Origin of the sequence: Amycolatopsis sp. A133, from assembly GCF_031082405.1 — a bacterium.
Lineage (GTDB): Bacteria > Actinomycetota > Actinomycetes > Mycobacteriales > Pseudonocardiaceae > Amycolatopsis.
Genome location: NZ_JAVHJU010000017.1, coordinates 70603 through 82965 on the forward strand (window position 1 = coordinate 70603; position 12363 = coordinate 82965).

Annotated in this window: 13 protein-coding genes; 5 read left to right on the plus strand and 8 right to left on the minus strand. The window is 71.9% G+C overall.

Annotated features, from left to right (window positions below; all coding sequences use genetic code 11):
* Positions 1 to 61: 61 nt before the first annotated feature.
* Positions 62 to 880 (plus strand): SAM-dependent methyltransferase, encoded by an 819-nt coding sequence (locus Q5425_RS15740; protein ID WP_396135177.1) that lies wholly within the window; start codon positions 62 to 64, stop codon positions 878 to 880.
* 14 nt (positions 881 to 894) lie between these two features.
* Entirely contained in the window at positions 895 to 3015 is a 2121-nt protein-coding gene (locus Q5425_RS15745; RefSeq protein ID WP_308672959.1) for an EAL domain-containing protein, read from the plus strand.
* Here the strand turns inward: Q5425_RS15745 and Q5425_RS15750 are convergent.
* The 8 genes from Q5425_RS15750 to sigJ form a co-directional block, all read right to left on the minus strand.
* On the minus strand, positions 2958 to 3878 hold the full coding sequence (locus Q5425_RS15750; RefSeq protein WP_308672960.1) for a DMT family transporter: 921 nt from the start codon (positions 3876 to 3878) through the stop codon (positions 2958 to 2960). The two genes, Q5425_RS15745 and Q5425_RS15750, sit on opposite strands and share 58 nt — an antisense overlap.
* A gap of 27 nt (positions 3879 to 3905) precedes the next feature.
* The gene (locus tag Q5425_RS15755) at positions 3906 to 6044 is read right to left on the minus strand and encodes an MMPL family transporter (protein WP_308672961.1); all 2139 of its coding nucleotides are present in this window, start codon (positions 6042 to 6044) and stop codon (positions 3906 to 3908) included.
* A 156-nt stretch (positions 6045 to 6200) separates the two neighbouring features.
* Positions 6201 to 6449, minus strand: coding sequence for a hypothetical protein (locus Q5425_RS15760; protein ID WP_308672962.1), 249 nt, complete (start codon positions 6447 to 6449; stop codon positions 6201 to 6203).
* Positions 6446 to 6793 (minus strand): winged helix-turn-helix domain-containing protein, encoded by a 348-nt coding sequence (locus tag Q5425_RS15765; RefSeq protein WP_308672963.1) that lies wholly within the window; start codon positions 6791 to 6793, stop codon positions 6446 to 6448. The genes Q5425_RS15760 and Q5425_RS15765 overlap by 4 nt, the downstream gene beginning before the upstream one ends.
* Before the next feature lie 107 nt (positions 6794 to 6900).
* Positions 6901 to 7620, minus strand: a complete 720-nt coding sequence (locus Q5425_RS15770) for a DUF2786 domain-containing protein (protein ID WP_308672964.1) — start codon at positions 7618 to 7620, stop codon at positions 6901 to 6903.
* Positions 7621 to 7698: 78 nt separating this feature from the next.
* On the minus strand, positions 7699 to 8244 hold the full coding sequence (locus Q5425_RS15775; RefSeq protein WP_308672965.1) for a TetR/AcrR family transcriptional regulator: 546 nt from the start codon (positions 8242 to 8244) through the stop codon (positions 7699 to 7701).
* The gene (locus Q5425_RS15780; RefSeq protein ID WP_308672966.1) at positions 8223 to 9020 is read right to left on the minus strand and encodes an SGNH/GDSL hydrolase family protein; all 798 of its coding nucleotides are present in this window, start codon (positions 9018 to 9020) and stop codon (positions 8223 to 8225) included. Before Q5425_RS15780 ends, Q5425_RS15775 begins: the two co-directional genes overlap by 22 nt.
* 75 nt (positions 9021 to 9095) lie before the next feature.
* Positions 9096 to 9953 carry an RNA polymerase sigma factor SigJ gene (gene sigJ, locus Q5425_RS15785; protein ID WP_308672967.1) on the minus strand — a complete coding sequence of 286 codons (858 nt, stop codon included), beginning with the start codon at positions 9951 to 9953 and terminating at the stop codon, positions 9096 to 9098.
* Positions 9954 to 10051: 98 nt separating this feature from the next.
* Between sigJ and Q5425_RS15790 the strand changes: the two genes are divergently transcribed.
* From Q5425_RS15790 to Q5425_RS15800, 3 genes are all read left to right on the plus strand, one after another.
* A complete protein-coding gene (locus Q5425_RS15790; protein WP_308672968.1) occupies positions 10052 to 11029 on the plus strand; it encodes an NAD(P)H-dependent oxidoreductase in 978 nt (325 codons plus the stop codon).
* Positions 11030 to 11092: 63 nt separating this feature from the next.
* Positions 11093 to 11776, plus strand: coding sequence for an MOSC domain-containing protein (locus Q5425_RS15795; RefSeq protein ID WP_308672969.1), 684 nt, complete (start codon positions 11093 to 11095; stop codon positions 11774 to 11776).
* Entirely contained in the window at positions 11766 to 12362 is a 597-nt protein-coding gene (locus Q5425_RS15800) for a TetR/AcrR family transcriptional regulator (protein ID WP_308672970.1), read from the plus strand. The genes Q5425_RS15795 and Q5425_RS15800 overlap by 11 nt, the downstream gene beginning before the upstream one ends.
* The last annotated feature ends 1 nt before the right edge of the window (position 12363 follow it).

Here is a 12363-nt window from a genome sequence, read left to right on the forward strand (position 1 = left end):
GCCGAGCCGCGGGGAATCGCTAAGCTCTTCCCCGGCCCGACATACTGAGAAGGTGTTCTTCGTGACACGATCACCGGAATGGATTCCCCCGGGTGTCGATATCTCCGTGCCGAGCATCGCTCGCACTTACGACTTCATGCTCGGCGGCGGCCACAACTTCGCCGTCGATCGCGCGGTCGGTGCGGAGATCGAACGCGTGATGCCCGGCTTGCGCGACTCCGCGCGCGTGAATCGCGCGTTCCTCGGCCGCGCGGTGCGGTACATGGCGGGCCAGGGGATCCGGCAGTTCCTCGACATCGGTTCCGGCATCCCGACGGTGGCGAACGTGCACGAGGTCGCCCAGGCGCAGGATCCGGGCTGCCGGGTCGTGTACGTCGATCGCGACCCGGTCGCGGTCGCGCACAGCGAATTGATGCTCGCGGGCAACGACCGCGCGGCCGTGGTGCACGCCGACATGCGGGATCCGGAGAAGATCCTCGATTCGCCGCAGGTGCGCGGGCTGCTCGACCTCGACGAGCCGATCGGCCTGCTGATGCTGCTGATGCTGCACTGGATCCCGGACGAATCCGGGCCGCACGAGCTCGTCGCGCGGTACCGGGCGGCGCTGGCGCCCGGCAGTTTCCTCGCCCTCACCCACGTCACGGGCGACCACCAGGGCGAAAACCTGGAAGAAGCGACCGAAGTGATCAAAGAGAGCCGGAGCCCCGATCAAGTGACCCTGCGGACGCATGCCGAGGTTTCCGGGCTTTTTGCCGGATTCGAAATCGTCGATCCCGGATTGGTCGGCTGTGGTGAATGGCGGCCCTCGGGGCCGGCGGACATCGCCGACGCCGCCGCCATGAACATGCTCGTCTACGCCGGAATCGGCCGCAAGAACTGATGCGGACACCGCCGATGCCGATGATCGAATCCAGTCCGGACCAGCCCGCACCCGAAGCGGAACGCGGGCGGACCGTGCTCGCCCGGAAATGGGCCTACCTGCTCAGCGGGGTGACCGTCGTCTCATTGAGCCGCGAAGAGCTCGACGTCGAGCTCCGAACCCTGCTCGACCAGCTCTGCGACTCCTTGTGCCGCACGACGGCGGACCTGACCCCGGCCGAGCGGATCGGCGCCCGGCTGGTCGCGCTCGGCTACGTCGGCGAGCCCGGGCTGCGGTGCACGCTCGACGTCCTCGGGAAGGGCCTGCCCGCGCTGCCCGAACTCCAGGCGGTGGACGGCGGCGCCGACCGGGTCGTCGCGGCGCTGGGCGCGCTTTCCTGCGGCTTCCTGCTCGCGCACGAGCGCAGCGTCCTCGACCAGCAGGAGATCATGCACCTGTCGCTGCTCAAAGCGGTGCGGGACGCCCAGTGGAACCTCAAGCAGAGCGAAGCGCGTTTCGAAGAGGTGGTGACGTCGTCGGCGAGCGGCATCGCCGTGGTCGCCCTCGACGGCCGGATCGTGCGGGCCAACGCGGCGCTGGCCGAAATGCTCGGGCACCCGTCCGGCCGGCTGACCGGCTCGGTGCTGTTCGACGTCGTCCACCCCGAATCCGTCGACGTCCTCCGCGACGCGATGCTGGCCCTGCTGGACGGCGGCAAGGAGCGGATCCGGCAGACGCAGCGGCTGCTGCGCCGGGACGGCGACGTCGTCCGCATCTCGCTCACCGCGTCGCTGCTGCGCGACGCCGAGGACCGGCCCGCCCACTTCGTCGTCGTGATCGAGGACGGCACCGAGCTGATGCTGCTGCAGGGCGAGCTGAGCCGCCAGGCGCTGCACGACGTCCTCACCGGGCTGCCGAACCGCCAGTACTTCGGCACCCACCTGGAAACGGCGCTGCGGCGCGCCGACCCGGTGTACGGTGTCACGCTGTTCCACGTCGACCTCGACGCGTTCGGCATGGTCTGCAACAGCCTGGGCCGCCGGGTCGGCGAGCAGCTGCTGGTGCACTTCGCGCAGCGGCTCAAGGCGGTGATGGCCCGCGAGAAGGCGATGATCGCGCGGTTCCACAGCGACGAGTTCGGCATCCTGGTCGAGAACACGGCGTCGACGCCCGGCATCGGCACCATCGTGCGCGCGATCAACGACGAGCTCGCCGAACCGTTCTTCGTCGACGGGCACGGGCTCGCGCTGTCGGCCAGTGCCGGGGTGGTGCACCGGCCGGCGAAGGGCATCGACCCGGTGGAACTGCTGCGCCAGGCGGACCAGACGCTGCGGCGGGCCAAGGCGCGGCGGCGCGGCCAGTGGAAGATGTTCGACCGGGAGGCCGACGCCCACGACCGGCGGACGCAGGCGCTGGCCGTCGGCATGGCCGGGGCGTGGGAACACGGCGAGATCGGCGTGCGCTACCGGCCGGTGGCGCGGCTGGCGGACGGCGGCGTCGCCGGTGTCGAAGCCCGCCTGCACTGGGACCGGCCGGACGACACGGCGCTCTCGCACGAGTGCTGCGTGGAGCTCGCCGAGCCGACCGGGCTGACGCTCCCGCTCGGCGACTGGCTGCTGCGCGCGGCGGGCCGTCAGGGCGCGTGGTGGCGGCAGCGCGCGGGCTTCGGGCTCCCGATGGTCGCCGGCCTGACCGGGCACCAGGTGTCGGACGACGCGCTCGGCACGCGCGTGACGCGGCTGCTGCAGGACACCGGCCTGCCGCCCGAACAGCTGATGCTCGGCGTTCGGGCCGGGGCGCTCCCGGTGTCCGGCGTCATCGACAACGTCACCGCGCTGGCCGACCTCGGCGTCCACGTCATGCTCGACGAGTTCGGGCTGGGACCCGACGACCTGCGGGCGATCCAGGACCTGCCGGTGGACATCGTGCGCGTCGACCGGCGGCTCGCGGAGTGGCAGGCGTGGTCGGACTCGACGTTCCTCGGCGCGCTGGTGCCGCTGGTCCGGCAGGTCGGCGCGACGCTCGTCGTCGACGGGATCCACACCGAGGACCAGGCGAGCTGGTGGCGCACGGCCGGTGCGGAGCTGGCGACGGGCGACTACTTCGGGGTCGCCAGGCCGCCGGCCGAGCTCGCCGGGCAGTTCGCCGTCACCTGAGGCCGCCGGCGGGTCAGCCCCACGGCGACCAGCACGACCGCCATCCCGCCGAGGACCCGTGGGGTCAGCGGCTCGCCGAGGAAAACCGCGCCGAGCCCGACCGACACCACGGGCAGCAGGTAGCCGACCGTCGCCGCGGCGGTCGGGCCTTCGTCGGCGATGAGCCGGTAGTTGAGGTAGAAGGTGATCCCGGTCCCGAAGACGCCGAGGATCGTCACCGCGACGACGGCGGTGAGCGTGAGGTGCGGCGCGGTGGACGCGACCGGCAGCGCGAGCGCGGTCAACGCGGTGGCGGTCATCAGCTGCGCCGCCGAGAGCGCGAGCGGCGCGCCGTCCGGCGGCAGTTTCCGTGCCATGTAGGCGAAAGCGATCGCGTAGCTGAGGCCGGCCCCGAGCAGGGCCAGCGCGCCGCCGCTCAGCAGACCCGCCTGCTGCCACGGCGCGAAGATGATCAGGATGCCGGCGAAGCCGAGGACCAGCCCGAGCAGCCGCGCGGGGTTGAGCCGCCGTTCCGTGCCGAGCGCGACGCCGATCAGGAGCGACCACAGCGGGGTGGTGGCGTTCATGACCCCGGCGACCCCGGAGTCGACGGTGCGTTCCCCGATCGAGAACAGTGCGAACGGCAGCGCGTTGCAGAAGAACGCGGCGACTATCAGCCGGCCCCAGGTGCCGCGGTCCCGCGGAAGCCGCTGCCGGGCCGCGAACGCCATGGCGAGGAGCGTCAGCGCGCCGAGGGCGCACCGGACGAGGGTGAGGTGGACGGGGCTCAGCCCGGTCAGGGCCAGCTTGATCCAGAGGAAGCCCGAGCCCCACAGCAGCGCCAGAACCACCATGCGCGCCGAGGCGCCCCGTCCACCGTTCATGCGGTCAACGGTGCCGAACGAGATCCGTCAGGACAAGTGAAGAGTTCTGGGCGGATCCTTAAGGCCTGCTACAGCGTTCTGCGGCCACAGCCGATCCCCGAGCAGCGCCAACGCGGCAGGCAGCAGGACGCCGCGGACGATCGTCGCGTCGAGCAGGATCGCGAACGCCATGCCGAGGCCGAGCATCTTGTACTCGACCGCGGCGAGGCTGAGGAAGATGCTGAACACCCCGGTCATGATCAGCGCGGCGCTCGTCACCACGCCGGAACTGCTCGCGGTGCCTTCGACGATCGCCTGCCGGGCCGGCACCCCCGGCCGCCGCCGTTCGCGGATCCGGCTGAGGATGAACACGTGGTAGTCGGTGCTCAGCCCGAACAACAGCACGAAGAGGAACATCGGCAGCCAGCCGAGCACCCCGCCGTAGGGCGTGAAACCCAGCAGCGGGGCGAGAAAGCCGTCCTGGAAGACGAGGGTGAGCACGCCGTAGGCCGCGCCGGCCGAGAGCAGGTTGAGCAGGATCGACACCACCGGCACCGCGACCGACCGGAACACCACGAGCAGCAGCACGAACGCGAGCAGCAGGATGAACCCGAAGACGTACGGCGCGCGGGCGAGCACTTGCGCGGTGAAGTCGTGGGCTTCGGCGGTCCGGCCCGCCACCGCGTACCCGACGCCGTCGATCCGCCCCACCGTGCGCGGCAGCAGGGTTTCGCGCAACGCCGTGAGCGTGCGGCTCGCCGCTTCGTCGTTGCCGCTGCCGCCGAGCGGGATCCGGACGACGAGGGCCCGGTCCACCGGGACGACGACGGCCGGGTGCGGGACTTCCGCGGTCAGTTCGCCGATCGCCCGCCGCAGCGCCGGGGTGTCGACCGGGCCGCCGCGGGTGTTCCAGAGGACGACGTGCGCGGGCATCGTGACGCCGGGAAACGCTTCCTGGACGCGCACGGCCGCGTCGATCACCGGGATGCTGCGCGGCAGGCTCTCGGTCGGCGCCGGGTCCTGCAGCCGCATCCCCAGCGTGGGCAGGGTGAGCAGCACCAGCAGCGCGGTGGCGAGCCCGCTCCAGAGCGCGGGCCGCCGGGTGACGACGGTCGCCGCGGTGGCCCAGAACCGCGAGCGGGTCCGGCGCCGGCCCAGCAGGGGGATCCGGCCGCGGTCGAGGCGGGGGCCGAGCAGGGAGAGCGTCGCGGGCAGCACCGTCACCGCGGCCAGGACGGCCAGGCCGACGACGAGGACCGTGCCCACGGTCAACCCTCGGAGGTTGTCGAGCCCGGTGAACAGCAGGCCCGTCACGCACAGCACGACGGTCAGCCCGGACACGACGATCACGTGTCCCGACGTCCGCGCGGCGATCCGGATCGACTCGTCGACACCGTGCGCGCGTTCCTCCCGGACCCGGCGCAGGAAGAACAGCGAGTAGTCGACGCCGACCGCCATCCCGATCAGCAACGTGATCGCGGAAGTCGCGCTGTTGACCGGGATCCAGTTGTCCACAAGGGACAGAAAGCCGAACGCCGCGAGCACCGAGGTGCCCGCCAGCAGGACCGGGACCGCGGCCGCGACCAGCGAGCCGAACACCACCAGCAGGATCAGCACGGTGATCGGGAGCGAGCGGGCCTCCGACCGGCCGATGTCCTCCTTGATGCTCTTGTCGACCGCGCCGGAGACGGTGAGGTCGCCGGCCTGGGCCAGCCGGACGCCGGTGTGCCGGGCGGCGACCGCGTCGACGCTTGCCGTTGCCGTCGCGAGGCTCTTCCGGAGTTCGGTTCCGGTGCCGGTGAGCCGGAAGGTGACCAGGCCGGAGTGGCCGTCGGCGGACACCTGGGCGGGGTCGTCGAGCGGGGAGCGGATGTCCGCGGCCGCACCCGACGTCGTCAACGTGGTCACCAGGTCGGCCGTGGCCGCTCGAGAGAGGGGCTGGACGAGGGCGTTCTCCCAGAAGGGTTCCCGGGTGCTCTGGCGGTCGAGGACGGCTTGGCCGGTCCCGGCGTCGCCGGCGGGGCTCGACCGCGCGTCGGTGCCGGGTGCGAACGTGCCGACGGCCCAGGCCAGCGCGACGAGCGCCAGCCAGCCGAGGATCGCGGCGGCGCGGTGCCGCAGCGACCAGTTCGTGACGGTTTCGACCACCGGCCCCCGCCGGTGAGCCGAGGTGCCTGCAGGCAGCATGAACTAAAGTCCTTCCGTGAAGGAGTGATCCGATGAGAACTCGCCCTCGGGCGAGGTGATTGCTGCTTCCTCCTGGGTCGCCGAGTTGCCGCTCGGCGGCCCAGGGCCTCAGTTGCGTTTCGGGGGTTCCGGTGGCGGAGCCCCGGTTGTCACAGGTCAGTCGACCTCCTTGAGCACGCGTTCGATGGACCGAAGCCGGTCCTGGACGTCCCGCAGCTGCCGTTCGGTCTCTTCCTGCGTCCGGACGGCTTTCTCCGCGAGGCTCCGGTATTCCTGTTCGCGGGCGAGTGCTGCCTTGGCGCGCCAGGTCGCGGCCAGCTGCACGATCGCGATCGACAGCACGACGGTGATCAGGACGAAGACCCCGGTCACGCCGATGATCTCCTGCCACTGGTGCCAGTTCATGTCCGTCCCTCCTCGCCGTCCGCGTTTCCGTGAACGGAGTCCGGTGTGGTCAGCGTCGGCACGGCGGCCGCGATCGCCTCCGGCGTCAGCACGGCGGAGAACGGGGTGAGCTCGTAGAACCGCAGCGTCTTGCCGTCCTCGCCGACCTCGAAGCTGGCGGTGACCAGGCCGGCGGCTTCGAGTTTGCGCAGGTGGACCTGCAGCAGCGCCCGGCTGATCCGCAGCTCGCGGGCCAGCTTGCTGACGTAGGTGCGTTCCGCGTGCAGGGCAGCGACGATCCGCAGCCGGTGCGGGTTGCCGAGGGCGCCCAGCTGCCGCAGGAGCTCGTCACCCGTCGTCCACATGCCAACAAAAGTTAGCAGGTGTCGGCCCGGATGACCATCGGGGTGATCCCCGAGATCACCTCGGTGTTCCGGTCAGGCGTTCGGCTTCGCGTAAGTCGCCGGGAGGCTCAGCGCAGGGCCTTCTGCCGCCGGGTGAGCGCGGACGGGTCGAGGTTCGCTCTTGTGCCGGCGTCGTGGCCGTCGAGGTAACCGCTGCCGGACAGCCGCCGGGGCGAGGCGGCGCGCAGGTCGCCGTACTCGGAGTCGAACGCGTGCTGCACCATCTGCGCGCGGTCGCGGACCACCAGCTCCGCCGACCGCTCGCCCGGCACCGCCGTGCGGACGGCTTCCTGCTCGGCGTGCGAGAGCCGTTCGTGCACCGCGCGGGCGAAGCCGTGCAGCCACGTGCGCCGGTACGCGGCCAGGGATTCGCCGGGGAAGAACCCACCCGGCCGGACGCGGGTCAGCTGCGTGCTCGCCTGCAGCAGCAGGCTGGTGAACAGCAGCTCCACCCGGCCGAGGTCGGAGCGGAAACCGAACACCGTGACGCTCTCGACCTTCTGGCCGAGGCGGTGCAGCAGGGTCCGGCAGCGCAGCGGGTACGCGACCGAGGTGAGCAGGCTCGCCTTGTCCCGGCTGTACGGGTCGTCCATCGGGATCTTCAGCGTGCCGATCTCGTCGGTGCTGGCCCCGGACGCGGCGAGCATCGCCTGGTCGATGCCGTAGCGCGCGACGAGCTCGGCGGCCTTCTGGTTGTACGCCTCGGCTTCCGCCTCGGTGACCGCCGGGTCTTCCGCCTTGGCCAGCAGCTTGCGGATGCGCTCGAGCTGCGGGTCTGACTCGGTCATGCCGAGAGGGTATTCGACCAGGTGTTCGGGCGCGTGGACCGGGTCGGCGTGTCGCCCGCTCGAGACCAGGCCGGAGCGCTAGGTGAGGTACGCGTCGAGCGTGACGGCCAGTGCCGCTTCGGGGGACGGCGCAAAACTCGCCCCCGCCAACCCTCCCCACAGCCACAGCTGGGCGAGGCCGTGCAACGCGGCCCACAGCGACGCGGCGACCAGCCGCGGGTCGGCGCGGTGGTGGCCGACCGCGGCGACCAGCGCCGCGAACTCGTCGAAGACCGCGCTGGACACCGCCGCGAGCGCCGGCTCGTCCGGGTCGATCAGGTCGCGGCGGAACATCAGCTCGAACATCGCCGGGTTCTGCAGCGCGAAGTCGACGTAGTTGTGGCAGGCGGCGGTCAGCCGTTCGCGCGGGCCGCTGTCCGGCAGGCGGGTGCGACGGTCCAGCAGTTCCGTGAAACCCTGCGCGGCCACCGCCGACAGGAGTTCGGCGCGGCCCGAGAAGTGCCGCAGCGGTGCGCCGTGCGAAACCCCCGCGGCCTTGGCGATCCCGCGCAGCGTGACCGCGCCGACGCCTTCCTCGGCGAGCAGCTCCGACGCCGTCGTGATCAGGCGTTGCCGGGTGCCCACGCCTCGTCCAGTGCCATCGGGAGCAGGTCGGGACGCTTGGGGAAAAAGCCGTCGCCGGGCTGGCGGCCGATCATCCGGTTGCGCGTGCGCGTCACCGCGACCGGCAGCACCTCGCGGAGCAGCCAGTTCAGGTCGGCGCGCCGGCTGCCGGCCGCCGCGGTGCCGGGCAGCGGCGCGAGCCAGGCGGGGTCGTGGCCGACGCCGAGGCGGGCGAGGACGTAGGCGGCGAGCCTGCGGTGGCCGTGGGCGGACAGGTGGAGCCGGTCGGGGCCGAAGTAGCGCGAATCGGTGACGGCCTGGTCCGGCCACAGGTCGATGAGCAGCGCGCCGTAGCTGACGGCCGCTTCGCGGATGGCCTCGTTGAGGGCGATGATCCGCGGCCGCATCCGGGCGCCGAGCGGCATGCGCCGGGAGACGTCGCTGAGCGTGAACGTGACGACCACGGGCGAAATCTCGGTGCAGGCCCGGATGGCGGCGTCGACCCGGCGGGCGACGGTGCGCGCGTCCCAGCCGCGGCTCATGACGTCGTTGCCGCCGCCGAAGAGGGCGACCAGGTCGGGTTCGAGCCGGGCCGCGGCCGGGACCTGCTCGGGGACGATCTGGTCGAGCCGGCGGCCGCGGACGGCGAGGTTGGCGTAGCGGAAGCCCGGTTCGTCCTCCGCCAGGCGCGCGGCGACGAAGTCGGCCCAGCCGCGGTAGCGGCGCTGATCCGGGTACGGGTCGTCGAGGCCTTCGGCGCAGCTGTCGCCGAGGACGACAAAACGGTGGTGGCTCATCCCGATCTCCGTAACCCGTGGTTCACCTTGCCGACACTGTCTATCAAACTTCTGTAGACGGTGTCTACTTCGGGATCACCCGAGCCAGGGGCGGAGCTTGTCGGGGTTCCGGACGGCCCAGATGTGCGTGATCCGGTCGTCCGCGACGGCGAAGGCGTACACGGCGGCGAGGTCGTCTCCGCGGCGGAGGACCAGGCCGGGGAGGCCGTTGACCGTGCGCTCCTCGAAGGTCAGCGCACCGAAGGAGGCGAGCTCGGCCACGTACCGCGCGACGAGTTCGCCGCCTTCGATCGGCGCCAGTGCGGCGCGGACGCGGCCGCCGCCGTCGGCGGTCAAGGTGGCGCCCGGGTCGAGCAGCCCGATCAGGGCGTCGATGTCCCCGGCCGCCCAGGCCTGCTTGAAGTCGCGCACCAGCCCGGCCTGCCGGGTGGCCGGGACGGCGGGCCGATCGGCGCGGATCCGGCGGCGGGCCGCGGAGGCCAGCTCCCGGCACGCCGCCGGGGTGCGCCCGGTGATTTCGGCGACCTCGGCGAAGGAGTAACCGAAGACGTCGTGCAGGACGAGCGCGACGCGCTGGGCCGGTGTCATCGCTTCGAGCGCGACGAGGAACGCCATGCTCACCGACTCGTCCAGGGTGATCCGGTCGGCCGGGTCGCTCTGGTCCGGCAGCGGCTCGGGCAGCCATTCGCCCACGTACCGCTCCCGCCGCACCCGTGCCGAGCCGAGCACGTCCAGGCAGACGCGGCTGGCGACGGTCGTCAGCCAGGCGCCGGGCGAGGCGATCGCGTCCTGCTGCGCCGGGGACAGGGCGTACCAGCGCGCGTAGGTCTCCTGGACGGCGTCTTCGGCCTCGGCCAGCGAGCCGAGCAGCCGGTAGGCGAGGTTGACCAGGTGCCGTCGTTCGGCGACGACCGGTTCCGATGGCGTTGTCATGACTCCTCCGACGACACAGTGTTCCGGAACGTCAGGACCTGACGTCCGCGCCGGCTGCTTCGTCGTACTGGTCGGAACCGACCGAACAGGGGAGAACGATGATCAAGATCGGAATCGTGCTGGGCAGTACCCGGCCCGGCCGCGTGGGTGACCAGGTGGCCCGCTGGGTCCACGAGCGGGCGGCGCGCCGGGGTGACGCCGGGTTCGCCGTGATCGACCTGCGCGACCACCCGTTGCCCCACCTCGAGGAGCCACCGGGCTTTTCCGGCCGGTACGAGGACGAGCGCACCCGGGCCTTCGCGGCGGAGATCGCGGCGTGCGACGGGTTCGTGTTCGTCACGCCGGAGTACAACCACGCCATGCCGGGCGTGCTCAAGAACGCCCTGGACCACGTGCACGTCGAGTGGAACAGCAAGGCGGCCGGGTTCGTCTCGTACGGCGGCGTGGGCGGGGCCCGCTCGGCCGAGCAGCTGCGGCTGGTCTGCGGGGCCCTGCAGGTGGCCGACGTGGCCCCGCAGGTGACGCTGCCCCTGGTGACCGAGTTCGAGAACCGCACGCTCTTCCGGCCGGGTGACCACCAGCTCGCCGCCCTGGACACACTGCTCGACCTCGTCGTCGCCTGGAGCACGGCGCTGGCGCCGCTGCGGGGCGGGGAGGCGGAAGCCGCGATCAGGGGACGGCTCGACGAGGTCGTCGAAGCGCTCCGGGCCAAGGACCTCGAGGCCCTGCGGCAGATCTACGCACCGGACGTCGTGTCCTTCGACGTCGAACCGCCGCTGCAGCACGTGGGTGTCGAAGCGAAGCTGCAGAACTGGGCGAAGGTGTTCACGTTCTTCGAGAAGGTGGACTACGAGCTGCGCGATCTCACCATCACCGTGGGCGCCGGCCTGGCCGTCGGGCACGGCTTCGGCCGGGTCAGCGGGACGTTGAAGAACGGCGTGGTGGCGGACGGCATGTGGGTCCGGGCGACGTTCGTCTTCCGGAAGCTCGGCGGCGAGTGGGTGATCGTCCACGACCAGGCGTCCGTGCCGTTCGACATGGCGAGCGGGCGGGGAGTGGTGGACCTCGAGCCCTGACGGGGACCAGCGCTGCCCCGGCGAACCGGGAAACTAAACGAACGGTCGTGCTATCTTCCCGGTATGAACGTCGAGAGCGTGTACGTGGGGGAACCGAGCGTCTTGGGCTACCGCCGCGAGCGGCCGGTGCTGAGCGCGATCACCAAAACGCTGGTCACGGTGCCCGAGCTGACCCTGACCGAGCTGAACCTCGACGGCGACCGGCAGGCCGACCTCACCGTGCACGGCGGGGTCGACAAAGCGGTCTACGTCTACCCCGCCGAGCACTACCCGGCGTGGGCGGCCGACGGCCTCGAAGCCGGGCCGGGCGGCTTCGGCGAGAACATCTCGCTGACCGGCGTCACCGAGGACGACGTCCGGATCGGGGACGTCTGGGCCTGGGGCGACGCGCTGGTGCAGGTGTCCCAGCCGCGGCAGCCGTGCTTCAAGCTGGCCATGAAGACCGGCCGCAAGGACGTCACGCCGCTGATGATCGACAGCGGGCGCAGCGGCTGGTACCTGCGCGTCCTGCGGCCCGGCACGGTGCCCACGTCCGGGCCGGTCGAGCCGGCCGAGCGCGCGGACGGGCCGACGATCACCGAGGTGAACCTGGTCTCCTTCGCCAACTACGGGCAGCTGCCGGAGGACAAGGTCGAGGCGGCGCTGGACCTCGCCGACCGCGTGCTGGCCACCCCCGCGCTCGCGGCGTCCTTCCGCGACGGCGTCCAGTCCACTGTGGATCGCTGGCGGGCGCGGCGTGCCGGTTGACGGCCGGATCGCCCGCGGCGACGCGACCCGGCGGCTGGTGCTGCGCCGGGCGGTGGACGTCGCGTCGGTCGACGGCCTGGAGGGGCTGTCCCTCGGCAGGCTGGCCACCGAGCTGGAGCTGAGCAAGAGCGGGGTGTTCGCGTTGTTCGGCTCCAAGGAGGAGCTGCAGCTGGCCACGATCGACGCCGCGCTGGCGATCTTCCGTGCGCACGTCGTGACACCGTCGCTCTCGGCCGGCCCCGGGCTGCCCCGGCTGCGTGCGGTGTGCGAGAACTGGCTTAACTATTCGGAACGCCGGATCTTCCCGGGCGGCTGCTTCTTCTTCAACGTCGGCGCGGAGTTCGACGCACGCCCGGGCCGCGTGCACGACGCGGTGGCGGCGGCGAGTGGCGCGTTCGCGGAGTGCATCCGGGAAGCGGCCCGCGACGCGGTGGCGCTCGGCCACGTCGACGCGGATGCCGAACTCCTGGCGTTCGAGCTGCACGCGCTGGGCCGCGCGGCCAACGCCGACGCCGTCCTTAACGGCGGCACCCGGGCTTACGAACTGGCCAGGCGGGCGATCCGCGCCCGCCTGGCCGGCACGTGAA

What these genes read in the sequence shown, in the direction of transcription:
- Q5425_RS15745 (WP_308672959.1), top strand. Translation starts at nt 895, where the DNA reads ATGCCGATGATCGAATCCAGTCCGGACCAGCCCGCACCCGAAGCGGAA.
- Q5425_RS15750 (WP_308672960.1), bottom strand. Translation starts at nt 3,878, where the DNA reads ATGAACGGTGGACGGGGCGCCTCGGCGCGCATGGTGGTTCTGGCGCTG.
- Q5425_RS15755 (WP_308672961.1), bottom strand. Translation starts at nt 6,044, where the DNA reads ATGCTGCCTGCAGGCACCTCGGCTCACCGGCGGGGGCCGGTGGTCGAA.
- Q5425_RS15760 (WP_308672962.1), bottom strand. Translation starts at nt 6,449, where the DNA reads ATGAACTGGCACCAGTGGCAGGAGATCATCGGCGTGACCGGGGTCTTC.
- Q5425_RS15765 (WP_308672963.1), bottom strand. Translation starts at nt 6,793, where the DNA reads ATGTGGACGACGGGTGACGAGCTCCTGCGGCAGCTGGGCGCCCTCGGC.
- Q5425_RS15770 (WP_308672964.1), bottom strand. Translation starts at nt 7,620, where the DNA reads ATGACCGAGTCAGACCCGCAGCTCGAGCGCATCCGCAAGCTGCTGGCC.
- Q5425_RS15780 (WP_308672966.1), bottom strand. Translation starts at nt 9,020, where the DNA reads ATGAGCCACCACCGTTTTGTCGTCCTCGGCGACAGCTGCGCCGAAGGC.
- sigJ (WP_308672967.1), bottom strand. Translation starts at nt 9,953, where the DNA reads ATGACAACGCCATCGGAACCGGTCGTCGCCGAACGACGGCACCTGGTC.
- Q5425_RS15790 (WP_308672968.1), top strand. Translation starts at nt 10,052, where the DNA reads ATGATCAAGATCGGAATCGTGCTGGGCAGTACCCGGCCCGGCCGCGTG.
- Q5425_RS15795 (WP_308672969.1), top strand. Translation starts at nt 11,093, where the DNA reads ATGAACGTCGAGAGCGTGTACGTGGGGGAACCGAGCGTCTTGGGCTAC.